Genomic DNA, 25425 nt, shown 5'->3' with positions numbered 1-25425 from the left:
CTAATTTTCCAGTCCGTCCCCGGAGACTTGCAGATAGGGCGTCCGAAGCCGGAGAGAGCCGGTCCGTACTTGAATTGACACGCTGTCGGCGCGTAAGCTACCATGAGAAAAATACTTTGCTTATCGCTGCAAAAGGGGGAAACCGCGCATGAATTCGGAGCAGCTAACGGAACGTGTCCGGCTCACGCAGAAAAGGCTGCGCAAGGAGCTGCTGAGCAGTGTGTTGGACGAGTTCGACGGACAGATTATGGCGCTGCCCGAGGCCAAACGGCTGCAGAAATACGCCAAGATGGCGGGAAGCCCGTTTTCGTTCTTCCGGGGGACTGCGTACTTGTTTTATTTTGACGTCAGCCGGGAGTGGTTTCCGTACCACAGCTCGCCGGAGCGGCCGACGTGGATTCAAGGGGATCTGCATTTCGAGAATTTCGGGGCGTTCCGCAGCGAAGAGGGGCGGATCGTGTACGACGTGAACGATTTTGACGAGGGGTATCTGGGCTCCTACCTGTATGATCTGCTGCGGATGTCGGTCAGCGTAGCGCTTGTGTGCCTGACGAAAGATATTGACGCCGATGGACAGAAGGAAGCGATCACCGCTTACTTGGACGCGTATGCGAACCAGATCCGGCGCTTTGCCCGGCGGAAGGACGATCCGCGGACGCTCGTCTTCGACAAAGACCGCACGGACGGGCCGATCCGCAAGCTGCTGAAAAAGACGGAGAAGCGGCTCGCGTCGCAGTTTCTGGAAGGCGTAACAACGCTGACGAGGACGGCGAGGCGGTTTGCCAAATCGGACGAGATCGTGCCGCCGACGCCGCAGGAGCGCCGCATGCTGGAGGAGAGCTGGCCGCAGTATCTGCAATCGCTGGAGTGGAAGACGAAGCGTTCGGACGGCTATTACGCCATCAAGGACGTGGCGGTAAAGCACGGCTCAGGCACGGCCTCCATCGGGCTGGACCGCTTCTATGTGCTCGTCGAGGGCGAAGGCGGCGAGCAGGCGCTGGACGATATCGTGATCGAGGTCAAGGAAGTGCGCGCGCCGGTCCCGGCTTATTTTATGCCGTATAACGAGGCGTTCTGGACGTATTTCGGCCATCAAGGCAAGCGGGTCATCGTGACGCAGCAGGCGATGCATCACGAGGCAGACCCGTTTCTCGGCTTCTTGACGATGGACGAGCGGCATTTTTACGTCAGGGAGCGCTCGCCTTACAAGAAGCGGCTGAAGGCGGACAAGCTGACGGAGAAGGAAGACCTGCTGTCCGTGCTGGACTGCATGGGCCGGATTACGGCGAAGCTTCATGCGCGGGCGGATGCGGACATGGAGCACGGGGTGATGTCGTACCACAGCGAGGAGGAGATTCAGCGAGCGATCGGACCGGACACGGACGCGTTCTGCGATTATATCGCGCACTGGGCGATCGCCTACGCGCATCAGGTCGAGGAGGACTATGCGCTGTTCGTGGAATGGCTGGGCGAGCGGCAGGAGCGGGAGTAAGCCCGAAAGTCCGCCCGCCCGGGCGGCGTTTGATGCGCATCATCTTGCGAAAAAAAGGAGCTGTTCCCTTGCAGCCGTGAACGGTGGCGGCGGGGAATAGCTCCTTTTGGTATGGTATGCGAAACCGGCGTTGTGCCGTGCGATGAAGCTTGCTTATCCGCCCGGCTCGCGCGGGCTTAGTAGCGGTCCATAATCAGCTGCGTTTTCAGCGAATCCTGGGCCAGGAACCAGCCTTTGCTTTGCAGATAAGTGACCAGCTCGTCATGCTTCTGCGAAGCGGTGTCCCGGTCGTCCGTCTTGAACGAAATCTCAACTACGTTCTCCGTACCGGAGCCGTTTGCGCTGCGGATCGGCCACACCTCGATGTACGTTTTCAGGCCGCTATAGGTGCCGGTGTACCGCTTGGCCAGAACCGGGCCGTAGATTCGGGATTTTTGAAGCTTCTCGGTGCCCCAGCCGGCGTACAGCCACTTGTCGAATTTGCCCGGAATGTTATCGATCAGCAGCTGGCGGGAATCTTTGACCGAGGGCAGATCCACGCCGCTGTAGCCGGATTTTTTGACGTCTTTGGAGCGTGTGATGCTGAGCGTCTTGTTCTGATAGCCCCATTCCACCTGCGCCTCGTAGTTGGTGTCCGACGCGTCGAACCCTTCTTGATTGGCCTTCGTCAGCGCCGCGTCGATGTTACCGTTGACGATCGGATAGCGCTTCTTGTAGCTCAGTTCGAACTTGCTGTCGCCTTCCTTCTTCCGAATGCGGGGACTCCAGCCGTTGCTGTAAATGTCTTTGCCGTCCGTATCCAGAAACTGCACGTTCATCTTCGTCACCTTGTCCGGCATACCGAACGCGCTGCGGACCTCGCTCTTCAGCTTGTCGTCCGAGCCCAGCACGGCGTTCGCGGGCATGAGCAGCTTCACCTCGTAATCCGGCACCAGGTTGCTTGCGGCTTTGACAGGCGCAGCAGGGAAGACGGACGATACCGTCAAAGCGGCGGACAGGATGACCGCGGACAGCGCCCCAATCCATTTGGATCGTTTGTTCATCATCGACAACTCCTTCATGTTTTGGAATAGGCTTACACGCTAGACTGTAATGATCGTTTGTTATCTAGATGTTAAGCAGATATGTTGTTTTTGTAAAGAAAAATTTGGAAATTGGTATAAATACTAGATTTACCGGGCTTCTTGCCGCAGAAAATCGATGAACCGCTCCATGACGGCGGACTGCCGCCGATCCGCATTGTACGCGCAGTACACGTAGCGCTTGAACGGATTTTGCGGAATCGGGCGAAATTCGAGCTCCCCGCGTTCCACTTCCCGCTGCACAGCCTGCCGTGAAACGAACGATACGCTCTCCCCCTGCATGACGACCTGCTTGATCGCTTCCAGCGAATCCAGCTCCATGTGCGCTTTCAACTGCACGCGGTTGCTCTGCGCCCATCGGTCGGTCATTTGCCGTGTGCTGGATTCCGGTCCGTGGAGCAGAAAAGGCGCCTCGGAGAGCTGGTCGGGATACAGCTGCGGGTAGGCGGCCAGCCGGTGACGCGGCGCGAAGACGACGACCAGCTCGTCCTCGCACACGGTTTCGGCGATCAATGGGGCCGATTGGAACGGCTCGGTGGATAGGATGCCGAGATCGATCTCGTGATTGCGCAGCAGCTCTTGGATGACGGGAGCCGTCTTGACTTGCAAAGACAAGGTGATTCGCGGATACGCCTTGGCGAAGCCGCTGAGCACCTTCGGCAGCAGGTACGTTCCCGGCACGTAGCTGGCGCCGATCTTCAGCGTGCCGCGGCCCAGCTCGTCGAACTCTTTCACGACCCGCCCCGCTTCCTGCGCCAGCGCGTTGATTTTGACCGCGTAATGGTAGAGCGACCGGCCGGCCTCGGTCAGAATCGTTTTGCCCGAGCGCGTCTCGAACAGCTGCACCCCGAGCTCCTGCTCCATGCTCTTCATGTGGAACGTTACCGTCGGCTGCTTGAGCCCAAGCTGCTCGGCGACGGCGGTAATTTTCTTGTGCTTGTCCAACAGCTCCACGATTTCCAGCTTCAGCAGACTGAAATTCAATGTGCCCACTCCCCTTGTTCGGCTCCGTATTTGACCACAGTATAGAAAAAATCTATGCGAATGAATAGTATGCATTGAATTAATTAACACAATCTTTACGTCCCGCTGACAATCTTCTGCATTTCGCCATGTACACTAGAGCTAGTTTGCAAGATAGGATGGGTTGCAGCATGGATGTGGTCATACGGGGGTTGGAAAAATCGTTCGGGGCGATGCAGGCCTTGCGCCGGACGGATCTGGTCATCAGGAAAGGGCGGTTTACGACGCTGCTCGGGCCGTCGGGCTGCGGGAAGACGACGCTGCTGCGGATGATCGCCGGGCTGGAGCGGCCGGACCGGGGAGAAATCCATCTCGGAGACGAGTGCTTGTTCTCGGCCGAGAGGCGGATCGATCTGCCGGCGCATAAGCGGCATTTTGGCATGGTCTTTCAGGATTTCGCCTTGTGGCCGCATATGACCGTGTTCGAAAATGTCGCCTTCGGCCTGCGCGCCACCGGACAAACGAAAGAGCTCAAGCGGCGGGTGGAGGAAGCGGTAGCGAAGGTACGGCTGCAAGGGATGGAGAAGCGGTACCCGCACCAGTTGTCGGGCGGGCAGCAGCAGCGCGTGGCGTTCGCGCGGGCCGTCGCGCTGAGGCCGCAACTTGTGCTGTTCGACGAGCCGCTCAGCGCCTTGGACGCCGTGCTGCGGGACGAAATGCGGCTGGAGCTGATGAGTCTGGTGCGGGATATCGGGCTGACGGCGCTGTACGTGACGCACGATCAGACGGAAGCCATGTCGATGTCCGACGAGATCGTCGTCATGCAGGAGGGCCGCATTTTGCAGCAGGGCGCACCCGAGGACATTTACCGCACGCCGGCCCATCCGTTCGTCGCCCGCTTCATCGGCAAGTCGAACTGGCTGGTGCCGGACCGAAGCCTGCTTCGTCCGGAGCATGTCCGCTGGTCGGAGCCGGAGGAAGGCGCGGCTGCCGCTTATCCGGGCATGATCCGCAGCGTCAGCTATGTTGGGGACCGCTACGAAATCGGGCTGGACATGGGCGAAATGGGCCTCTGGACGGCTTATCATTCCACCCGCTTACAGGCGGGAGAACGCGTGACGGTGTACGTATCGCCGCAGCATATTCACCATATGAGCGAATAGAACGAGGAGGAACGACGCATGAGCATGGGGAAGGGATTGAAAAATGGGGCTCTGCTGCTGTTGACGGCCGTGATGGGCTTCGGTATTGCCGGCTGCGGAACGACGGCTGCGGACAAGTCTGCGAACACAGGCGCAGCGACCGCGCCGAAGACGGAGCAGGCGGCCGCCAAGCCGGATGACAAGAAAGAGGACAAGAAGCTCGGGGGCAAGCTGGTCGTCTACAGCGCCGGTCCTAAAGAGCTGGCGGAAAGCATTCAGAAAGGGTACGAAGCGAAGACCGGCGTGAAGGTAGAAATGTTCCAGGGGACGACGGGCAAAATTTTGGCCCGGATGGAAGCGGAGAAGGCGAATCCGGTCGTCGACGTCGTCGTGCTGGCTTCCCTGCCGTCGGCCCAAGGGCTCAAAAAGAGCGGCCTCACCCTGGAATACAAAAACGCAGCCAACGCCGACAAGCTGACCCCCGACTGGTCCGACAAAGACGGCCATTTCTTCGGCTACAGCGCCTCCGCGCTCGGCATTGTGTACAACACGAAGCAAGTGAAGACGCCGCCGAAGGAATGGAGCGATCTCGCCAAGGACGAGTGGAAGGGCAAGGTGAACATCCCCGATCCGGCGCTGTCCGGCTCCGCGCTGGATTTCATTACCGGCTATCTGAGCACCAAAGGCGATGGCGGCTGGGAACTGTTCGATCAATATAAGAAAAACGGCGTCGCTCTGGCGGGCGCGAACCAGGAGGCGCTTGACCCGGTCATCACCGGAGCGAAAAGCATCGTAGCGGCAGGCGTCGACTACATGACGTACCAAGCGAAGGCGAAGGGCGAGCCGGTCGACATGGTGTATCCGGCCAGCGGCACGGTCATCAGCCCCCGCCCGGCGGCGATTCTGAAATCGAGCAAAAACCAGGATAACGCCAAAGCGTTCATCGATTATCTGCTGTCCGACGAAGCGCAGAAGATGGTGGCGGACACCTACCTGCTGCCGGGTCGCAAGGACGTGAAGGCGAAGGACCGCGCGAGCGCCGATCAAATCGCGCAGATGAAGATCGATTGGACGTGGATGGACGCGAACGGCGACGCGGCGACGAAGAAATTTACCCAAATGTTCAAATAAGACGGTGAAGGCATGCAGGCAAGAAGCTGGATTTCTATACGATCGGTAGGGATGACCCTCGCCCTCTTTCTTTTGGCGATCCTGGTGGTCGTCCCGCTTTTTTTCATCTTTCTGACGAGCGTGTACCCGGAGCAGACGCTGGATTTGTCCGCACCGCTGCGGACCATTCTGGAGAACAAGCTCGGCGAAGTATTCTGGAACTCGATCTGGCTCGGCCTGTGCGTCGTGCTCGGAACGACGGCGCTGGCGCTGCCGCTAGCCTGGATCTTGGCTAAAACGAGCCTAGGCCGGCACGCGTGGCTGGATATCGTGCTGCTGATCCCGTTCATGACGCCGCCGTACATCGGTTCGATGGGCTGGATTTTGTTCATGCAAAAAAACGGCTATATGGAGCAGCTTCTTCCTATGGCGGAGGCGTGGACGCCGAAATTTTTCAGCGTCTTCGGCATGGTGGCGATCATGAGCTTGCACTTGTTTCCTTTTCTTTACTTGATCCTGCGCAACGCTTTATTGCAGATTGGCGGGAGCAAGGAAGACGCCGCCGCCGTACACGGAGGCCGGTTCTTCTACAGCTTCCGAAGGATCGTGCTGCCGCTGCTGCTGTCCAGCTACGCGATGGGGGCGCTGCTCATCTTCGTGAAGACGATCGCCGAATTCGGCACACCGGCCACCTTCGGCCGCAAAATCGGCTTTTACGTGCTGACCTCGGAAATTCATAAGTACATTTCCAGTTGGCCGATCGATCTCGGCAAGGCGACGGCGCTCGCTTCCGTGCTGCTGAGCACGTGCCTGCTCTTATGGTATGTGCAGACGGTCGTCACCCGGCGGTATACTTACCGTTTGGTCGGCGGCAAGGGAACGCGGAGCAAAATCTATCCGCTAAGCGGGCTGACGCGCCTATTGGCTTGGGGCTACGTGATCGCGCTGCTGGTGCTGTCCGTAGGCGTTCCTTACTTTTCGATCATTTCCGCTTCGCTGATGAAGCTGCGGGGCGTCGGGCTCGCCTGGAGCAATCTGACCTTGAATCATTACGCGGAGCTGCTGACCTGGGGCTCCAAAAGCATGACCGCGCTGCTGAACAGCCTCGGCTTGTCGCTGGCGGCGGCGACGATTTCGGTTCTGCTGGGCACGTGGTTCGCACTGACGATCAAGCAGTCTAGGACATGGCCGCAGCGGATGACCGACCTGTTCAGCCTGCTGCCGAATACGGTGCCGGGCATCGTGCTGGTCGTGGGCCTGATTCTGCTGTGGAACGCGCCATGGATGCCCGTGCCGCTGTACAACACGTACGGGATGGTCGTGCTGACGTATGTCGTCTTTTTTCTGCCGTACACGGTGCAGTACGTCAAAGCGAATTTCTCTCAGCTTGACGATGCGCTGTTTCAAGCGGGGCAAGTGTTCGGCGGCCGGCCGGCTTATGTCTTCCGGCGCATTTTACTGCCGCTTATCGTCCCGGGCATGCTGGCGGGCTGGATGATGACGTTCACCATCTCGGTCCGCGAGCTGGTAGCGTCGCTGATGATTTTGCCGCCTTCGATGGAAACGTCGGCGACGTATATTTTCGCGCAGTTCGAGCAGGGGAAGGTATCGCTCGGCATGGCCATGGCGGTCGTCTCGGTCGGTCTGACGACGCTGATGCTGCTCGGGATCGACCGGCTAAGTTCAAAACAGAAAGTGGATTGAGACTCATGCAGCTCGACATCTGGGGCGGGGCGGGCGAGCACGGCCGCTCCTGCTACCTCCTACACAATGACCGCATCCGCGTGCTGCTGGATTGCGGCGTCAAAAAGACGGGCGCGGGACAATACCCGCTCGTCGATCCGAACGTCATTCCGCGGCTGAATGCCGTTTTTTTGTCCCATGCGCACGAGGATCATTCGATGGCGCTGCCGCTGCTGTACAAGCACGGCTACGGTGGCGTCGTCTGGACGACCCGGGCGACGGCGCAGCAGTTGGACACGTATTTCGCATCCTGGAAAAAATATGTCAGGGGACAGTCGGCCGAGCTGCCGTATGGCGACGAGCACGTGAAGGCGATCCGGTTCGCGTATTTGGAGGACGCCGGTGCTTCAGGGGAATGGATCGACACGGCTCCTCACGTGAGAGCCTGTTGGGGCCGGAGCGGGCACTTGGTCGGCTCCGTCTGGCTGATGCTGGAGCTGGAAGGCAAGCGGGTCTTCTTCTCCGGCGACTATTCTTCAGAGTCCGTGCTGCTTGCGGCGGACGGACCGGAAGTGCTACCGCCGGGAACGGCGGGCCGCCCGGCCGATCTGGCGGTGATCGACGCCGCTTACGGCATGGACGCCGAGGCGCAGCCGGTCCTGCTGGAGCGGCTTGCCACTCGGATCGGGCAGGCGCTGGCGCAGGACGGCTCCGTGCTGCTGCCGGTTCCCGCCTTCGGGCGCGGGCAGGACATGCTCGTCTGGGCGCGGGAGCGATTCCTGGGCGTTCCGCTCGTTGCGGAGCGGGAGCTGCTTCAGGCGTTCGGCCCGATGCTCGACCGGCCCGAATGGTTGAAGCCGGGCGCGGCCGAGCGGATTCGGCGCTGCCTGGAAGACCCGCGCGTCGTCGCAGTGGCGACGGATGCGCAGCGGGAGCAGGCGCTGGCCGCGGGGCGGAGCGCGCTTTATTTCACCGCCGACGGGATGATGCAGTCGGACCGCGCGCAGTGGTATTACCGCAGGCTGGCGGCAGCGGGGAACGGCTGCGTCATCTTGACGGGCCATCTGGCCGCCGGCAGCTTCGGACAGCGTCTGCTGGACGAGCCGCAGGCCGGGGGCGATTGCTCGGCCGAAGCGATCCGCTACAAGGTGCACCAAGGTGTGGCCGATGTCAGGCGGATGCTCCGGGATTTCGGCAGCCGTCAGTCAGTACCGGTGCATACGGGACGGAGCGCGACGGACGCGTTGTGCGCAGCGCTGGCAGCAGAGGGCTTCGCCGGGCTGCATTCGCTCGGGCCGGGCGAAGCGCTGCGCTTCTAGCCGCTGCGCAGCCGCTCCAGCACCCGGCGCTTGCGGTACAGCATTTTGCCCGCTTCGGCGACATCTTGCAGCGTGCTGCGGTTCAGCACCGCACCGAAGATCATCCCGGCGACCGGGACAAGCTGGAACAGCTTCTTCCAGCCGAAATTGTCGCGGTAGATCATCACGACCTCGCGCCAGCCCTGAAGCTGCGAGATCGCGTCCCGCTGCCGGTGCTCGTTGTCGAAGTCGGCCAGCTCCTCCAGCACGGCCTTCTTCCCGACGATGTCGGAAGAGGCGAACTGCAGGCACTTGATCACGAAGACGCGCTCGCGCTTGTCGTTCGGATCGTAGCCGTACACCATTGCCGTCTCCTGCAGCACCTTGAGCGACAAGCCGAGGATGGCCGGAATGTCGATGGCGAGCGTAAAGATGCCGCCGAATCCGGTCGTCGCCCCTTGGGCCGTCGCGAAGAGGGTGCGGCTGCGGGCGAATTCTTCGGCCGCGCCGTCCATGACGGCGAGCGGCAGCGAGGCGACCTCGCCTAGGGTGAGCGCATCGGCAAGTGCTGGCACCGGAGCGTCCGGCCGGCCCGCGAGCTGCCGGTTTAGCTGATCGAGCACGCTTTGCTCGGAGATCAGGTATTGGCCGCCTGTTTGCACGAAGCTTCCGACCTCGTCGATCGCCTGCGCCAGCTTGTTCTGCAGCGCCTTCGGCGTGAGTCGGTCAAGCAGCTGAAAAGGCAGCCTGCCGAGCTTCTCCCAGAACCACAAATCTTTCTGGCTCGCCTCCCACGACTCGATGTCGAGAAGCGCCTGCCGGAGTTCCTCTTTCGTATCGGGGGCAGGCAGCGGAAGAGGGTTATCATTTATTGTCATGGATGGATCAGCTCCTTTATATCCTAGTATTACGGTACGAGTCCTTGGAAGGATGCACATGCGGGCCGGGTTACTTTCTATGCTGCACCGAGGTGGCGGGTTCTAGAGAAAAATTGTGCCTGGCGCAAGAAGGAGCCGGTTGTAAGCACTTGCTTCTTTGGTTAAATTGGTGTAAATTGGAATACACAACATCGCGATTGCTCGAATGTTTATGAAGCGAAAAGCAACGATCAAGGACATGGAACGTGCGACCGGTTGCGCCAGAGAGGGCGTCCGAGGCTGATAGACCCCCCACCGCCGTATGCTTCGCCTCACCTTGTAGCTGCAGCGGGGAACTGAGCTGGACGTATCCGCTGCCGGGCCTCCCCCGTTATCTGAATGAAGGACCGTGCGCGCCTGGAGTCCGAGGCACATGCGGTTGAACCAAGGGTGGTACCACGACACGTTTTCGTCCCTGACGAAGACGTGTTTATTTGTTTATATCCAGTCTGGCTGTACCCAAATCAGGATGCCGAGGAGGAATTCAAATGCAAACCGTTTCGGACTATTTGTTTATCGCCTCATTGCTGACGCTTATTTTGAGTTTTGTGTTCTTGGGCGGAGGAGGGCGGTATAACGGCGTCTCCGCGTACACCACGGATTTGCACATGCAGCAGGACCCTGGTAAAGTATTCGAACGACAGGATAACGTGGTGAAGAGATATTTCAAATCGAAGCTGTTTTGGATCGCTGCGGCAGGCATCGTCATTTCGGTGATATTGTCGGAAATGGGGTCTTAAAACAGCAGTTCGGAAACCTATGCGTTCCTTGCAACATCGAAAGGCCGGAAAAGTATGTATGCATCGTTACCTTGATTAATAAGTCGTAGGCATTGGAAGCGAAGAACTCCCCAAAATCATGGGGAGTTTTTCTGCATGCTATGGAGCCATATTTTAACAAAATAAACGCGAGGAGCAGTAATCCTAAAAGGATGGGTGTAACATCCAATTGAGAGCCCCACCGGAATACGAATTACGATGGCCACGATCATTCTCGAAATAAACTGGATGTGACCCTTTGCATTTTGTATCGCATCCAACCAACGTACAGAGTCATTATAAAAATGGGTAGAATGAAGTATAGCAGTATAGCAGTATAGCAGTAATGAATAAGATGAAAAAAACTCTTTAAAAGCTAAGTTCCGTCTTCAACTTCGCAAAAAATATCAAAAATATCGATCTGAAGTATATTATAGTTATGTTAACTCCATGGAGGCGTTGGAATGAAATACATGGAATCCGTAACTAAAGCGATTGCCTACATAGAAGGTCATCTATCCGATGAGATCACAGCAGATGAAATTGCGAAATGGGTAGGTTACTCACCTTATCATTTCCACCGAATATTCCAATCGGTTACACGAAACTCCGTTTCGAAATACATTAGGAGGCGGAGATTAACCCATGCTGCTTATGACTTGTTTTACTCCAACCTCAGAATTGTAGAGATCGCAATCAAATATCATTTTGCATCTCAAGAAGCTTTTACTCGTGCATTTCAGCAAATGTTTTCTATCACGCCGGGGCAATTCCGCAAGCAAACTGATATGAAAGACACGCCATTCCGGGCAATGGAGAAGAAGGCATTGGACGAAGTTAGGCTACGGCAATTACACAACGGAGCAGCTCTTGATCCCGTTATCATCACCAAGAGAAGACTTCAATTGGTTGGCATGGAAATACGAGGACTTCATTCTCACGTCATCGGAAAGCTATGGGACTCTTTTAAACAACACGTATCAGAAATTGATAGAAGGCGAGATCCCGCGTCTATTTATTACGCTCTAATTGAACTTACAGGAGATAAATGGGAAGTCTCTTATACCGCCTGTGTTGAGGTTGTCGAAGAGGGGAAGCTACCTGAAGGAATGGTGTATAAAGTTCTCCCATCAACAACCTACGCTGTATTCTCACATAAGGGAACCGTTGCAAGAATACAAGATACGTTTGAGTACATTTATAGCTCTTGGTTGCCCAAATCGGGGAGAACGCGTTTGAACCAACCGGAATTTGCACGTTACGATCACAGATATCTGGGTCCAAGTAATGAAGATTCGGAATTTGACATTTACATTCCTATTGGCCCTAAATCTAATTACTTCGCGGAGGAATAAATGGGATGAGAGAGAACGAAAGATTACAACAAGGGTATGCAGGTTACCATGAAGTGAAAATATCCGATGCATCGCTGGGCATAACATTTCCTATGTTGGTGATGTATCCTGCCGGCACCCCTGAACAAGCAGATCAATTGGGGCCCTTCCCGTTGGAGTTAGCGAGAGACGCAGAAGTTTTAGCAGGAAAGTTCCCCTTGGTCTTGATCTCTCACGGCACTGGCGGTTCACCGCTTATGTATCGAACATTAGCTCGGTATTTGGCGCAGAACGGTTTTATCGTCGGAATGCCTGAGCATCCGTTCAATAACAGGAATAATAACAGCCTGGAAGGTACGATACAGAACCTCACCAACAGACCGAGACATATTCGGATGGCCGTCGACTGGTTTTTTGAAAATAAGATGTTTGAGGGAAAGGTAAAACCGGATGCCGTTTCTATCATCGGGCATTCGCTCGGCGGTTACACAGTTCTGGCAACTGCGGGTGGCTTGCCGACTTCGTTTCCTCACGAGACCCCGGACGGACAACCGCAGCTCATAGAGGTTGCGCCAGATCCGCGAATCCGGTCCCTAGTATTACTGGCTCCGGCATCGGTCTGGTTTAGAGCCGAGGGGGCGTTAAGTTCGGTTACCGTTCCGATTTTGATGCTGGATGCAGAGAAGGATCCATATACTCCTTCTTTTCACGCACAAATTATTTTGAGAGGGGTTGCTGCCCAGAATAAGATTCAATATAGAACGGTAGAAAATGCCGGGCACTTTTCCTTTCTGAGCCCATTTCCGGAATCGATGATCACCCCGTCGTTTCTTCCTTCTCAAGACCCTCCCGGCTTTGATCGGAAACAATTTCATGAGATGCTAAATGCTGAAATATTGAGCTTCCTCATAAGTCAGCCATCTTTTATCTGATCTTTATAGGCATCCCGTATGGGCTAAAATGGAAACCACGCAAGTATGTCTCTCTACTCTACGGTTTATTGAAAGCTTGTGTTGATATTTGGAAGAAGAATGATGTATGATCAAAACATACGTTAACGTATGTTTTGGGGGGGAGAATCGTGCAGCTCACGAGTGATGATTGGATTAGATCGGGACTCGAGACGTTATCGCAATCTGGGATTGCATCCGTCAAAATCGAAGCCATCGCTCGAAAACTAAAAATCAGCAAGGGGAGCTTTTACCACTATTTCAGGGATCGCGCTGATTTACTTGAAGCGATGCTTTTCTATTGGGAAGAGCACTTAACCCGAGAAGTCATTGGCCAGATGGAGAACAGCGGCTTGTCTGCCAAAGAACAATTTCAGGCATTGGTGTACCAAAGCTTCTCGCATACGACCAAATTGCAATCGGCCATACTCGCCTGGGCCAATCAAGATGAACAGGTTGCAAAGCGAGTGATGGCGATTGAGCAAGAGCGATTGCGATACATTGCAAAACTGTTCAATGAAATGGGATTCGATCCTGCTGACTCCGCTACGAGAGCGGAGATTAGTTACTTTACTTTCCTCGGTTGGATTGACCGAAGCAGCAGAGATCCGGCATTGAAATCAACTCGGTTGGCGGATGCATTTATTAACCTTATCACACAGATGGCCTAGCGCCTTTTAAATTTGATTTAAAAGGCTTTTCTGTAAACGAAACATACGGATTCGTATGTTTTTGCGTCGTTCAATTCTGGTCATTTCCGTACTACATATCGTGGGATTATTCTGGGCGAAGGAATTTTTCCGGGTAACAGGTGTTGCCGAGCCCATGAACCAATTATCAGCGCTTCACTATTCGCTGCCTTATCTGTTAACCGTGCTAGTGGCTATCGTATTTGCTCTAGCCATGTATGGCTTGGGTGGAGGGTACCTTTTCAATAAAACAAAAACGATTCGTCAAACAAACAAAAATCGAGGTGATCTGTAATGCGGATTTGGAAATATAGCGGTATGTATATGGTCGCGACAGGGATAATCCATAATGTTGTTGGTTTACTCATGGAACTGTCAAGAATAATCCACTCATCGAATTCTCATTCATTTCTAATAGTTGTGGATATTCCTAAGAGCTACTTTGTTTCAGGAACCTCACTAGTAAATTCCTCCAACTAAATCTATGGTACAGTTAGCTCTGGTGGCCGAGCTGGCTAACCTATTGATCCATAAGGAGGATGTCCGAACATGTCACAAGTGAAGAAAAATCGCCTTAGTCAATCGTTATTGGGCATAGCTCTAAGCCTTTCCTTATTCGGTTCGGCAAGCTTGTTGCTGCCTGCACAATCGGCGCAAGCCGCAACGGTGAGCGCTTCAAAGGCAGATCAAATCGTGAAAACGGCTCTATCTTACCAAGGTAAAGTAAAATACCGCTTTGGTGTAAAAGATCCGCAACATCTGACTTTCGACTGCTCCTCGTTCACACAATTTGTATTCAGTAAAAACGGCATTTCGATCCCATGGGGCTCCAGAGCCCAGGCTCGCGTCGGATCGCCGGTAAAGGACAAAGCGCATCTGCAGAAGGGCGATCTTGTCATGTTCAGCGTCAGTACACCGGGCAAAATCAACCACGTCGGTATTTATCTGGGTAACGGCAAATTCGTCGGCAACTCTCCGAGCCGAGGTGTTGCCATCTATGATATGAACTCGGGCTATTGGAAGAACCGTTATATCACCGGACGTCATCTGTAAAATTGAACACCATCCATTATCTGTACTTAAATCATTTTGACTCCCTAGGGTCCCTACGACTATCCGGTTGTGGGGATTCTTTTTTTTTAATACAAATCGAGACGATGTCGAATTCATACAAAATACGGATTTCATTCGCGGATAAGACAGGTTTGAGATTACAGGTATATACCGATAAAATATAATATAGGCTTTAAACTTGTTTAAAAGTGGTGAGTTTATGATATCAATCGGGCTTGCTGGATGGGGAGATCATGACGAGTTATATAAGACTGGAATCAGGCCGCAGGATAAGCTAAAAGAATACAACAGATATTTTAAATTGGTTGAAGTGGATAGTTCCTATTACGCGATTCATAAAGAAGATTTGTATAGTAGATGGGCATCAGACACTTCGAAGGATTTCTCATTCTTGGTGAAAGCTTATCAAGGTATGACAGGGCACACCCGTCAGAATTATTCTGAAGCCGATATGGAAAATATGTTCCGAAGTTTTAATGAGTCGATAAAACCTATTTTAGATGCGGGCAAGTTAAAGGCAGTTCTATTCCAATATCCACCGTGGTTTGATTGTAACCGCATTAATGTGCGCTTGCTACGAACAGCTAAGGAACGAATGAAGAATATTCCAATGGCTCTTGAATTTCGTCATCAAAGCTGGTTTAGTACGGAAATGAGCGAAAAGACGTTATTATTTATGCGCGAGGAAGGTTGGATTCATAGTATTTGTGATGAGCCTCAAGTTTTTCCGGGTTCTGTTCCGATCGTCTTAAAACCAACCAATGACAGTTTAACCATTGTCAGGTTTCATGGGAGAAATACGGATGGCTGGACTGCAAGCGGAACTAAAGACTGGCGAGAAGTAAGGTATCTTTATCGTTATAATCATGAAGAATTACTTGAGTGGAAGGAAAACCTCTTGAAGTTGGAAAAAGAAACCCGGGAGGTTTGTGTGATATTCAATAATAATTCAGGCGGGGATGCTGCTACTAATGCTTTGCAACTTCTAGATCTTCTAGGCCAAGAGTCAACGCAACTTCCTCCCAAGCAAATGGACATGTTCGAATGATATTACCAAATCGTGCTAATTTAGGTGTTGATGGGAGGTGATGAATCATGAAAGTACACAATTGTCCTTCTTGTAATACCTACAGTAGAGAATGTATAATCGTCATCCAGAATGCGCTGAACTATTCGGAAGAGATTCTAAAGTGCAGTATTTGTTCCTGGAGCGGAAAGTGGTCGGACATGAAAGTGCGGGAGATCCCAGACGACGAACCGGTCCCAGGCGTCGAACCGATTACTGACTATGGTGTGCTTCATTCAGATACAGCTAGAATTACATATACAGGAGGCTGTTGCCCTCATTGTGGGGGGAGTGATCCTTTATGCTGGTGCATGGCGATCGATTTCTATGAGCCTCCTGCTCGTTAGCGTAACAAGGCTGCTGATCATCGCGGCATTTGGACTTATTTTGAAAACAGGCTCAGGCCCGGATATTCCGGGTGTGGGCCTGTTTTTTTTGTGCTCGGGCGCCGGGCTGGAAACTACTGGTTCCAGTTCTGTGAAACTTACCACTTTATCGCTGAAAACCTAAAGTTCTCAATAAACAAGGTCGATAAAAACATATGCGAAATGACAAAAATTGCAAAGCAATCCTTGGAGCTTTCCAGACTATGATTTTCGAAAAGATTTTGAGAACCATTTTACTGATGATAAGGATAACTACTAAATATGAGGTAAGAGAAATGTATCTTGAAAGTGCGATTTCAAAAATAAATAGTATAAACTGGAATTTAGTGGGGAAAGTCGTGAACGAGGGCGATGAAGATTTAGGCTATGAATTTTAATGGGTCTGTCAGGGGCTATTAAACTGCGGTGCCGCGGCTTGACATGGAGCCTCCGTGGGCATGATGATTACGTGTCGTGATCTCGTAAGCCTTGTCATGGCTGACACTTCGGACAACAGAAGCCCTCAGGCCACTTCATTTCATGAGATGACGATGGCATGCTTATTCCGTTTGGAATGTCTTTTGAAACTGGATGAGATTCATCGCTTCTTTCTTTGTCATTACCACTCCCGAACGTACGTTTCATTCTAGCATGCTGAACTTACGTTCGTATTAAAAGGTTTAGCTGAGTTAATTGGAGAGTTAAAACGTAAATGTAACCAGAAAGGATGTTTATATGATTATTTGGAGGGGCTTAGGAATCTTGAATATCGTTGTTCCAGTGATTGTGTATTTTATAGTCGATATTTTATTATCCGCTCTGGGGCTTAGGTCAATAAATCCCCGGCTGCCGCTGGCTTTTGTCTTCATTGTATCGGGAGTTATTATCTGGTATATGGGGAAAGCACTTAACGCCAACTCAGGCAAAGTGCTAGTTGATGTGGAAACGGGACAACACTATAAAATGGGAACCTCGCACAGTCTGTTTTTCATCCCTATGCATTATTGGGGCCCTGTCGGTCTAGTGATAGGATTTATTTTAATAGTTGCATCGATATTTATATAACCCTGATTGCAGAACATGAGCAATTTCTAGATCAAAAAGTGGTCTTTTTTCTTTTGGTTCTTGTCGCGGCGGCAGGTGAAAAAGCCCCACAAGGTCAACAACTGATAACAAGCAAAACGTTAAAAAGCTTATTCCGACTTGAACTATTAAGTAGGAATAAGCTTATTTTTTACATACTCATTTTTAGGAGGGGGAACTTTTACCGGTTCCGTGAATCATTGGGTACATTTCAATCAGGTATTGTTGCCCAATAAAGATTATTCATCTTCCATAACAATCAAATCATGGATGTGGATGTTCAATGCCGCGCAAATTTCTTCGAGGGTGCTAATGTAAATTCGGTCAGTTGTTCCCCTGCACAGGGCGTTTATCGTTCCCGGGCGCATGTTAGCTATTAACGCAAGCTGACGTTGGGAAATACCTCGTTCATCTAAAATTTCTTGCAATCTAACTTTGATTCTCATTTTGTATCTTCCCCCAGTGGGTATATAGAACAATATATCATGATTTGCAAAAAAACACATTGCATGATACGCTGTAACGTCATATAATATGAGTGTGACGCTGTAACGTAACGGTGGTCTTAAAAATTCTGTGGCGGAGGTCATTTTAATGAATGTAATAAACGATATTAAAGTTTTAAGACGAGTAAAGGTGGAAACTTGGCAAGCATCCAGCCGTCCTACGAGGAGGTTCCCGATATGGAAATGACCGAAACTACCCTTAAGGACCGATTGGATGCCGAAGAACGAGAAATGATGCGGCAAATTCAAACCTATGAAGCTTGCACCATGGCTGTATTAAATATGACCAATGGTCAATTAAAATCATTACATAAGTTAGCGGTTGAAGACATTGTTTCGACCCTTCATCGCGCAGCCCTCGATCTGCAAACCGAATTGCTTTATGTCCGATTAGAAAAGGCGCTGTGCCTATCGTCAAAACAAGAAACAGGATTGGTCTGAGATCCAGGAGATACGCAACTTTACCGAGAGGTTAAATAAAATAATGATCACGTTAACTTCAAAAATTTGTAACTTTTGGATAAAAAGATTGTGTAATTTGATTGAAAAATATTTCAAATAAAGGGTAGATATGGTATTAATTGAGTGAGGGCACTGGCCAGACCTCAAAAATTACTTTTTGCATGGTGTTATTCGGAGGAGGATAAAGAAATGAAAAAAGTGACAACTGCTTTAACGATTGCCGTGATTGGAGCAAGTCTTGTATCAAGCCCCGGCTTTGCGGCGGAGGGAACCCCGGTTCAACAACCGCCTCAGCAGCAGATTATTGTCGCGCCGCCGGAAGGCGAGGTTACGTATCATTTGGAGCCGGGTGCCGTAGCAGTTGCCGGTCCTTATGTACTCCAGCCGAACGAAGGCATTCGCATCACCTCGATTATTGCCGACGAGTACGATTGGTGGCTTGTGGATCTTCGAAATAACAACCAGACGATCCGGAAAGAGCAAGCGGAAAACAATACGATTTATGTGAAACAGAGCAGCCAGTACATGCTTTTCATCAAAAACAAAAAGCAATGCACCAACTTTATGAAGGTGAATATTCGGGTGGTTCGCTAGTTTCATTCCAAGCAAAGTGCAGTTCCTTCACGCTTTTATTCTCGTTCTGAGAAATATTATAGAGCAGTAAGGTTGTAAAGGACGGGACTCCCCACCGGGAGTCTCTTTTCCATTTACCCGGAATACTTCAAGTGTACGAAACATGCAGAGAAATTAGTTTGAACGTTAGGTAAACGTTAAAGGTTAATGATTTTAAAAGTAAGCGTAAAAAAGCTCCCCGCCTTAAGCAAGGAGAGGAACTTTTTACGCTATTGATGATTCGGCATGTTAATTTTAGTTCAAGTACGCTTCGGCGATTTTAACCAGGTCCTCTTTGCTCATGTTGGCGGATTCGTCGATTTGATACGTATATTCGCTGCCCGAAATGCCGTTGTTCCATGTGATATTTTTTCTTCCGCCTTTTCCGTCTTTGTCTTTATATTCCGTGTAAAGCATCTCTACTCCCTTAACCGTGATCTTTTCCTGGTCGAAATCAATTTTTTCATCGATATAAGCTGTAAATGGACCATTGTTGGATTTGATGACAGTAACGGCTACTTCTTGGTCCCCTTGTTTATAAACGGTCCTCAAATGTAAAAGATCATCAGACAGCTCAATCGGCATCATCGCATAATCCTTGCCTGATTCCTCCGCCTGCTTCCGCAGCTTTTCCGCCGTTGCCGCCTTTTCGTCGGGGGTAGGAGGATTTACCTTATCGACTGGCTGAAAGAAGACCTTGGCGTTTTCGAATTTGTAGTTTTCTTGTAAACGATCAAGAATCGTAATCGGCTTGCCTGCCATTTTGGCGCGGAGTGCGGACAGATCGTTAAAGACGAACGGCTTGAACCTGGTGTCCGTTTGCTTGTTCGGATTGTTCGGAACGATATAAAAGATCGCTGCCGAACCATCCGGCAACAGCTCTTCCGCCAAATCCTGGCTCATTCCTATGCGTTGGGTATCTTCTTCCGAATATTTGGTCTGGGGAGGAGCCGACTTCAACGGTTTTACCTCATAAACCGCTTGGCCTTGTTCGTTTTTCAATACCCCGTACTTCACCGCTGCAAACCCTGAAGATACCGTCAACAGCATTCCTGCTACGACCAACATACTGACTTTATATTTCACAAAAAATCGCTCCTTTTTGTTCCGCTCGGCGTACAGCTTCCTCATCACTTCTCCAGTCAAGTCAACATCGGGAATCTGCGGGTCATGAAAAAGTGCTTTCAAATCCTGATCCTTGTCCAATGTCATACGAATCCCACTTCCTTCACTTGAGCATAGTACTTCCGGAATTTTGCAGCCGAACGTCCGTATTTTTTTCGCAGGTTGGCGCTGCTTTGATTCAGAATCAGGCTGATTTCCTCGTAGCTCTTATCCTCCACACAGCGCAAAATTAGCAAGTTCCGCTCTTCTGTCGTTAATCTCGATAGGGCCCGATGCACGAATTCATTAAAATAGTTGGCTTCGATCTGCAGATCTATAGGTTTATTTTCTTTCTCATCCCGGTAAAAGAAGGGCAGATATCTGGCCAGCTTGCGCTTGCGAATCACATCGATACAATGGTTGTAGGCAATCTTGTACAACCAAGCCCCGAACGGCACATCCTGACTGTACTTCGTCAAATTGCGAAATGCCTTCAAAAATACTTCTTGTCCGCTATCCTCCGCTTCCGTATCGCTGCCCAGCATGTGATAGCAGTAGCGGAAAATCGGCTTTTGGTAATGCTGCACGATGTTTTCGAACTTGTCGATATCACCCTCCAAGACGTCAGCAATCATCTGACGCAGTTCTGAATCGTCCACCTCGTTCACTCCCTTTCACCCTGTACAACGAACCACCCGTGCAAAAATGTGACAGTACCAACAGAATAATTTAAGCGCGTCAGCCGGGCAAGCAAGAAAAAAAGCAAGGCTTACTCCGACTCTCATTCGAGAAGGAGCAAGCCTTTCCACATGCTTACTTATCGGCGGGCGCTTTGCTTCCCTTGGGTACGCCGTCCAGGCCGTAATATTGGTCATACGCGTCGAATATTTTGCGGGCGATCGGGGCGGCGCCCCATGCGCCGAATCCGCCCTCCGGGACGACGACGGCTACGGCGAGCGTCGGATTGTCCAGAGGCGCGAAAGCGATGAATACGGCGTTGTCGACCAGTTTTTTGCCGACGGACTGCGTCGAGGTGCCGGTCTTTCGGGCAAAAGGATACGGGAAGCCGTCGAAGCCTTGTACCTTGACATTGGCCATGCCTTGCAGCACCGCGTTCCACTCGGCCGCGGCAAATTCCGTTTCGTCCAGTACGACCGGTTCGTCGAACTTTTGGATCAGCTGGCCTCTATCGTAGCTTTCGATCTTGTCCACCAACAAAGGCTTGAGCCTTTTTCCCCGTGTGGCGAGGGTGGTGGCGAATTGGGCCAATTGCAGCGTCGTGTAACGTTCGTTCTGGCCCCAGGAGGCAAATACCATCCGGGATTGGAACGATTCGCCCTTGTTCGTTTTAAACTCATTGACGCCTTTATACTCTCGCGGCAGGCCGCTTTGCGTGGAAACCCCCAGCCCGAACTTGGCCAAATAATCCTCCCACACGTCTACGGCTTTTTCGCCGTACTTCGAGTGCAGCTCATTGCCGATTTTGGCCGACATAAACGTGTTGGACGAGTGCGCGATGGCCGTGGCCGGCGTCAGCCACCCGTAAGCGGCCCGGTCGGAGTTGGTTAAGCGCGAGTTGTCTTTGCCGTAGGTAAATACGCCGGTATCGTAATATTGGGTTCCAGGATGGATGAGCCCTTCCTTGAAGCCGATCAATACGGACAACGGCTTGATCGTCGAGCCCATATACACGATTGAAGTGGGGTGCTTGGTCCATTCTTCCTTCGGAAAATTGCCATAGGCGGTCGTAATGGTGCCGTTGTTGACAAAAGGCTGGATACTATCGTAATCGCTTTTCGTCGAGAATCCGCTGATCCATAAGTTCGGATCGTAATCCGGCATGCTGGCCATGGCGACCACTTTGCCCGTCTTCACCTCCATCGCTACCGCATACCCCGCCCGGGCATTCGGAGCGTAAGTGAACCGGTTGCCGGAGGATTGCAGCGTCGCCAGATGGTCCATTATCGCTTGTTCGGTGATAAGCTGGACGTCCTTATCAATTGTTAAATACAGGTGATTGCCCTTCTTCGGAGCTTGCAGCGTCACCTCGGGGCCGGCAATTTTATTGGCCGCATTGACCGGAAACGCTTTGTATCCGCTTTCACCACGCAGCTCCTTTTGATACATCAGCTCGATGCCATCGAATCCGACATCCTCCGTATCGACGTAGCCCTCCGTATTTTCTTTCTTTTTATAAAAGGAAAGTCCGTACTGCGGTTCCCGCGCGGCAGGGTACGGCTTCATATAGCCGACCAATTGAACGGCAACCGTATTTTCCCGGTCGTAGGTCCGCGTGCTTTCCTCGATGACTTGAACCCATTTCAGTTCATCGCGCCACTCCCCGATATACGCGATTTCATCGCGGGTGAGATCGGTCTTGATCCGGCGGGGGACGTAATAGAAGGAAGGCTCCTTGGTTTTGGCTTTCGTCAGATCGTATCCGACATCCATCAGCCTGATGATGTCTTCGGCGGACAGCTTTTTGGGAGACGGGGCTCCGCGTTCCGAGAAAATTCGTTCCAGCTCGCGCGCGAGGGCAATGACCTCATCCTGCGTTTGCCCTTGCTCGATACGAAAATAAAGCGATTGGGTAGGCGTGGTATAGGCGATCGGAGCGCCTTTGCGATCGAAAATATTGCCCCGGGTGGGCGGTATGGGCGTGTTTTTATGGTTGAATTCCTCATCCTTCAAATGTTGGCTTTCCACAAGTTGAAGCATGGCAAGCCGGAGAATCAAGACCGAGAATAAGCAGAACGTAATAAAGAAAAAGACATTAATTCTGGATGCAAGGGGAAGTCCGCTGCTTGGCGGACGCATCCGTTCGGCTAACTTTTTCAACATCGTGCCTCCTGAGCGGGAAAAGGAAGAAATTACTTCAATTGTACAGACGATCCAACATGAAAAAAAGGTGCAAAAGCCGAGAAAAAAGGGGGATTTATTTTTTTATACGGTTCAGAATTGTGAAAATCACCACTTTACGGGGTTTTATCCTAAAGCTTTCAAACTCATTCGCCGATAAAACAAGCTGGTATGTATTCGCCAGGTCTGGACCGAAAATTTAAATCGCTTGGAGGCTTATATTTTGAAAAAGTTCAGCTCATTTGTTGCGCTCGCGCTGCTATGCACGATGTTTACCGCCTGCTCGAATCTGAAAATAAACCGGCCGGCTGCGGAGCCAAGCGGCACGACGGCCGAAAAAACGTCCGGAGACGCGTCGGGTTCGAAAAAAAACGACGGGGCGAACATCGAGGAATTGGAAAAGGCGATGGAAATCGAGAAGTATAACGCGTATGTAGGCCTGAATAATTTTATGACCGGACGGTTAGATCAGGTGTTAACCGATTATTTTGACAAGTTTGGCGATGAAGAGCAGCCTGTCATTGACAAGAACTTCAGCTTTACCATGCTCTCGATTTCATCGGGCGACGCGAAAGCTTTGGAAACGCAGTTTGGCTTCGCCGATAAAGCGCCTGCCTTTCCGGCAATCGATCCGGTTGTCGTCCGATTGAAGCCGGCGATGAACGATCTGACGGCGATCCTGAGCGAGGCCCGCGAGTATTATAAAACCAAAGGGTATGTCGATGACCATTTTGCCAAAGCCAAAGAAATGCATCCGAAGATCGTCAAGGCGGCGGATGCGTATTATGCCGTCGCGGACGAGTACTTGAAGGCGATGGCCGGCATGGGAGCCGAGCGCAAGAAGGAAAGCCTGAAGAAATTCCAGGAGAATGACGAGCAGATCAGGTACGGGGCTTTGAAGTTCTTGGTCGATGCCCAGGCGCTGTCCGCCGAGATGGAGGAGCAGGGTATAACGGCAAAAAACATTCTGGATCTGGACATGGAGAAGTTTAGAGCGAAGTACGATCCGCTGGTGGACGATCTTAAAAATCTGACACAGCACGCCCAGGACGAGAAACGGCTGAAGAAAGAAAAGATAGAAAGCTATACCTTGAATTCATATATAGAAGAGGCTCAAAAGGTCAAGGTGGCTGCTTCCGACATCATTGAGCGCGTGAACAAGAAACGCAAGGTGGACGAGTTTGATTTGAAAAATCGTTTCTTTACCGAGAATCAAGACGGCACGCCGGAAAAGTTCGAAAAGATGCTTCGCGAAGCCATCCAAAAGTACAACCGCTTGAAGTAGAGTTGGACTCTCCCGTGTCCGAGGCGGCATTTCGCCGCCCGCCGGGAACATCGTACCTTGGCTATCAGTCCACCATATTCATGTTCACATAGACAAGCAGGATGACATATCCCAGGATAACAAGAGGAACGAGGGCATTGCCGTAAGGAAGGTTGAGTGCGCCGGCCAGGACGAAGAGCACGCTGACGATCAGATTGTAGGTCCCGACGATTTTGGCCAGCTTCTCTTTATCGCGGACCCGGCTTTCGTTGAAACCGGATAAAAAACGGGTATATTTTTTCGCGCCGATCAGATAAGCTAAGAGATAGGTGATGAATCCCAGCAGAATGAGATGATAGTTCATAGGCAAGAACCTCCTCGTATCATCGTATATTCATAGCCTTTGATTTCATTATACCAAGGATTTGTCGCCCCGGCATGAAAACATGAAGGGCAGGGGAGATTGAATATGAACGACAGAATCGCGAAGCTGCAAGCTTATATGGAGAGCCGTGAATTGGACGCGGTGCTGATTACGCTGCCGAAGCACGTATTTTATTTGACGGGCTATGCCTCGGACCCGCACGAACGCTTCCTCGGACTGCTGATCGCCCGTGGGGAGGAACCGACGCTGGTCGTCCCTGCGCTGGATGAAGAAGCCGCGCGGGGTGCAGCCAAGGGTGTCGGCGCGTTCGCCACCCATACGGATACGGACGATCCATACGCCGTGCTCAAGGGGCTGCTCCCGGGAGGAATCCGGCGGTTCGGCCTGGAGAAGACGCATCTGACCGTCAGTCGGTTCGAACGGCTGAACGAGGCGCTCGGCGCTTCGGAATACGTCGACGTGGACGAGCCGCTCCGCGAGATGCGGGTCGTGAAGTCGGACGACGAAATTGTACGGTTGAAGCGGGCCGTGTCGCTAGTGGAAGAGGTGCTGCGGCGCGGGCTGGAGAAGGTTGCGCCGGGAGTCACGGAAATCGAGATTGTCGCCGAGCTGGAGTACCAGATGAAGAAGCTCGGCTCGGAAGGCCCGTCGTTCTCTACGTCGGTCCTGGCAGGTGAAAAATCTGCAATGCCGCACGGAACGCCGGGGCTGCGAAAAATCCAAAGCGGCGAGCTGCTGCTGATCGACTTGGGCGTCTTCGCGGACGGATACGCCTCCGACATTACGCGGACCTTCGCCGTCGGAGATATCGACGACGAACTGAAGCGCATCTACGACACGGTGCTGCAGGCGAATTTGCGGGCGATTGAGGCGACGAGGCCCGGGGTGACGTACGCCAGCATCGATAAGGCGGCCAGAGACGTGATCGAGGCGGCTGGATACGGTCCGCAGTTCGTGCACCGGCTCGGCCACGGGCTCGGCATCGATATCCACGAGTTCCCGTCGATTCATGCCGGAACCGCCGATCTCCTCGTTGCGGGCGCAGTCTTTACGGTCGAACCGGGCATTTATGTCCCGGGGCTTGGCGGCGTGCGCATCGAAGACGACGTCCGGGTGACCGACAGCGGCGTCGAGGTGCTGACGTCGTTCCCGAAGGAACTGACGGTGATCGGGTAAACTCGCATGAAGAAAGGTCTGCTTGCTCGTCCTTCGGACGGCAGGCAGACC

At 52.2% G+C, this 25425-nt stretch carries 26 protein-coding genes and 1 pseudogene; 18 read left to right on the top strand and 9 right to left on the bottom strand.

Features of this window, described 5'->3' with window-relative positions; all coding sequences use genetic code 11:
- The first annotated feature begins 148 nt into the window (after window positions 1-148).
- Window positions 149-1492, top strand: a complete 1344-nt coding sequence (locus NI000_RS23360) for a DUF2252 domain-containing protein (protein ID WP_253413794.1) — start codon at window positions 149-151, stop codon at window positions 1490-1492.
- Between the two features lie 176 nt (window positions 1493-1668).
- On the opposite strand, the gene NI000_RS23355 is transcribed toward NI000_RS23360, so the two are convergent.
- Window positions 1669-2535: a hypothetical protein gene (locus NI000_RS23355; RefSeq protein ID WP_253413793.1), complete on the bottom strand. Its 867-nt coding sequence runs from the start codon at window positions 2533-2535 to the stop codon at window positions 1669-1671.
- 129 nt (window positions 2536-2664) lie between these two features.
- A complete protein-coding gene (locus NI000_RS23350) occupies window positions 2665-3558 on the bottom strand; it encodes a LysR family transcriptional regulator (RefSeq protein WP_253413792.1) in 894 nt (297 codons plus the stop codon).
- A 170-nt stretch (window positions 3559-3728) separates the two neighbouring features.
- On the opposite strand from NI000_RS23350, the gene NI000_RS23345 reads away from it, so the two are divergent.
- Genes NI000_RS23345 through NI000_RS23330 form a run of 4 tightly spaced genes read left to right on the top strand, consistent with a single transcriptional unit; the run spans window position 3729 to window position 8791 of the window.
- Window positions 3729-4700: an ABC transporter ATP-binding protein gene (locus tag NI000_RS23345; protein ID WP_253413791.1), complete on the top strand. Its 972-nt coding sequence runs from the start codon at window positions 3729-3731 to the stop codon at window positions 4698-4700.
- Window positions 4701-4718: 18 nt separating this feature from the next.
- Entirely contained in the window at window positions 4719-5810 is a 1092-nt protein-coding gene (locus NI000_RS23340; RefSeq protein ID WP_253413790.1) for an ABC transporter substrate-binding protein, read from the top strand.
- A 12-nt stretch (window positions 5811-5822) separates the two neighbouring features.
- The gene (locus NI000_RS23335) at window positions 5823-7493 is read left to right on the top strand and encodes an ABC transporter permease (RefSeq protein WP_253413789.1); all 1671 of its coding nucleotides are present in this window, start codon (window positions 5823-5825) and stop codon (window positions 7491-7493) included.
- A 5-nt stretch (window positions 7494-7498) separates the two neighbouring features.
- Window positions 7499-8791: an MBL fold metallo-hydrolase gene (locus tag NI000_RS23330; RefSeq protein WP_253413850.1), complete on the top strand. Its 1293-nt coding sequence runs from the start codon at window positions 7499-7501 to the stop codon at window positions 8789-8791.
- Here the strand turns inward: NI000_RS23330 and NI000_RS23325 are convergent.
- The gene (locus NI000_RS23325; RefSeq protein WP_253413788.1) at window positions 8788-9648 is read right to left on the bottom strand and encodes an EcsC family protein; all 861 of its coding nucleotides are present in this window, start codon (window positions 9646-9648) and stop codon (window positions 8788-8790) included. The genes NI000_RS23330 and NI000_RS23325 overlap by 4 nt on opposite strands.
- Before the next feature lie 527 nt (window positions 9649-10175).
- On the opposite strand from NI000_RS23325, the gene NI000_RS23320 reads away from it, so the two are divergent.
- The 8 genes from NI000_RS23320 (at window position 10176) to NI000_RS23285 (ending at window position 16321) form a co-directional block, all read left to right on the top strand.
- The gene (locus tag NI000_RS23320; RefSeq protein ID WP_253413787.1) at window positions 10176-10427 is read left to right on the top strand and encodes a hypothetical protein; all 252 of its coding nucleotides are present in this window, start codon (window positions 10176-10178) and stop codon (window positions 10425-10427) included.
- 482 nt (window positions 10428-10909) lie between these two features.
- Window positions 10910-11800: an AraC family transcriptional regulator gene (locus NI000_RS23315; protein ID WP_253413786.1), complete on the top strand. Its 891-nt coding sequence runs from the start codon at window positions 10910-10912 to the stop codon at window positions 11798-11800.
- A gap of 5 nt (window positions 11801-11805) precedes the next feature.
- The gene (locus tag NI000_RS23310; protein ID WP_253413785.1) at window positions 11806-12711 is read left to right on the top strand and encodes an alpha/beta hydrolase family protein; all 906 of its coding nucleotides are present in this window, start codon (window positions 11806-11808) and stop codon (window positions 12709-12711) included.
- Between the two features lie 149 nt (window positions 12712-12860).
- Complete coding sequence (locus NI000_RS23305; RefSeq protein WP_253413784.1) at window positions 12861-13400, top strand: TetR/AcrR family transcriptional regulator; 540 nt, start codon at window positions 12861-12863, stop codon at window positions 13398-13400.
- Window positions 13401-13967: 567 nt separating this feature from the next.
- Entirely contained in the window at window positions 13968-14471 is a 504-nt protein-coding gene (locus NI000_RS23300; RefSeq protein WP_253413783.1) for a C40 family peptidase, read from the top strand.
- Between the two features lie 220 nt (window positions 14472-14691).
- Window positions 14692-15540 carry a DUF72 domain-containing protein gene (locus tag NI000_RS23295; RefSeq protein WP_253413782.1) on the top strand — a complete coding sequence of 283 codons (849 nt, stop codon included), beginning with the start codon at window positions 14692-14694 and terminating at the stop codon, window positions 15538-15540.
- A 309-nt stretch (window positions 15541-15849) separates the two neighbouring features.
- Window positions 15850-16068 (top strand): hypothetical protein, encoded by a 219-nt coding sequence (locus NI000_RS23290; protein WP_253413781.1) that lies wholly within the window; start codon window positions 15850-15852, stop codon window positions 16066-16068.
- Window positions 16069-16147: 79 nt separating this feature from the next.
- Window positions 16148-16321 carry a hypothetical protein gene (locus NI000_RS23285; RefSeq protein ID WP_253413780.1) on the top strand — a complete coding sequence of 58 codons (174 nt, stop codon included), beginning with the start codon at window positions 16148-16150 and terminating at the stop codon, window positions 16319-16321.
- A 100-nt stretch (window positions 16322-16421) separates the two neighbouring features.
- On the opposite strand, the pseudogene NI000_RS23280 reads toward NI000_RS23285, so the two are convergent.
- Window positions 16422-16543: pseudogene (locus tag NI000_RS23280) on the bottom strand (transposase); the annotation flags it as partial.
- Between the two features lie 115 nt (window positions 16544-16658).
- On the opposite strand from NI000_RS23280, the gene NI000_RS23275 reads away from it, so the two are divergent.
- Complete coding sequence (locus tag NI000_RS23275) at window positions 16659-16988, top strand: hypothetical protein (RefSeq protein ID WP_253413779.1); 330 nt, start codon at window positions 16659-16661, stop codon at window positions 16986-16988.
- A 257-nt stretch (window positions 16989-17245) separates the two neighbouring features.
- Here the strand turns inward: NI000_RS23275 and NI000_RS23270 are convergent, their stop codons facing one another.
- On the bottom strand, window positions 17246-17452 hold the full coding sequence (locus NI000_RS23270) for a helix-turn-helix domain-containing protein (RefSeq protein ID WP_253413778.1): 207 nt from the start codon (window positions 17450-17452) through the stop codon (window positions 17246-17248).
- A gap of 237 nt (window positions 17453-17689) precedes the next feature.
- Between NI000_RS23270 and NI000_RS23265 the strand changes: the two genes are divergently transcribed.
- Together NI000_RS23265 and NI000_RS23260 are read left to right on the top strand one after the other, a co-directional pair.
- A complete protein-coding gene (locus NI000_RS23265) occupies window positions 17690-17953 on the top strand; it encodes a hypothetical protein (protein ID WP_253413777.1) in 264 nt (87 codons plus the stop codon).
- A gap of 210 nt (window positions 17954-18163) precedes the next feature.
- Window positions 18164-18568, top strand: a complete 405-nt coding sequence (locus tag NI000_RS23260; RefSeq protein ID WP_253413776.1) for a hypothetical protein — start codon at window positions 18164-18166, stop codon at window positions 18566-18568.
- Window positions 18569-18841: 273 nt separating this feature from the next.
- Here NI000_RS23260 and NI000_RS23255 read toward each other — a convergent pair whose 3' ends face one another.
- The 3 genes from NI000_RS23255 to NI000_RS23245 all read right to left on the bottom strand — a co-directional run bounded on the left by NI000_RS23255 (window position 18842) and on the right by NI000_RS23245 (window position 22531).
- Window positions 18842-19798 (bottom strand): DUF4367 domain-containing protein, encoded by a 957-nt coding sequence (locus NI000_RS23255; RefSeq protein WP_253413775.1) that lies wholly within the window; start codon window positions 19796-19798, stop codon window positions 18842-18844.
- Window positions 19795-20349, bottom strand: coding sequence for an RNA polymerase sigma factor (locus NI000_RS23250; RefSeq protein WP_253413774.1), 555 nt, complete (start codon window positions 20347-20349; stop codon window positions 19795-19797). Before NI000_RS23250 ends, NI000_RS23255 begins: the two co-directional genes overlap by 4 nt.
- Before the next feature lie 154 nt (window positions 20350-20503).
- Entirely contained in the window at window positions 20504-22531 is a 2028-nt protein-coding gene (locus NI000_RS23245) for a peptidoglycan D,D-transpeptidase FtsI family protein (protein ID WP_253413773.1), read from the bottom strand.
- A gap of 241 nt (window positions 22532-22772) precedes the next feature.
- On the opposite strand from NI000_RS23245, the gene NI000_RS23240 reads away from it, so the two are divergent.
- Window positions 22773-23834 (top strand): YiiG family protein, encoded by a 1062-nt coding sequence (locus NI000_RS23240; protein WP_253413772.1) that lies wholly within the window; start codon window positions 22773-22775, stop codon window positions 23832-23834.
- A 64-nt stretch (window positions 23835-23898) separates the two neighbouring features.
- Here NI000_RS23240 and NI000_RS23235 read toward each other — a convergent pair whose 3' ends face one another.
- On the bottom strand, window positions 23899-24177 hold the full coding sequence (locus tag NI000_RS23235; RefSeq protein WP_216795720.1) for a DUF3784 domain-containing protein: 279 nt from the start codon (window positions 24175-24177) through the stop codon (window positions 23899-23901).
- Between the two features lie 105 nt (window positions 24178-24282).
- Here NI000_RS23235 and NI000_RS23230 point away from each other — a divergent pair, with 105 nt between their 5' ends.
- Window positions 24283-25374 (top strand): M24 family metallopeptidase, encoded by a 1092-nt coding sequence (locus NI000_RS23230; RefSeq protein WP_253413771.1) that lies wholly within the window; start codon window positions 24283-24285, stop codon window positions 25372-25374.
- Window positions 25375-25425 lie beyond the last annotated feature (51 nt).

This window comes from Paenibacillus tyrphae (assembly GCF_024158745.1).
Lineage (GTDB): Bacteria > Bacillota > Bacilli > Paenibacillales > NBRC-103111 > Paenibacillus_G > Paenibacillus_G tyrfis_A.
This window is presented reverse-complemented; position numbering and strand designations above follow the sequence as displayed.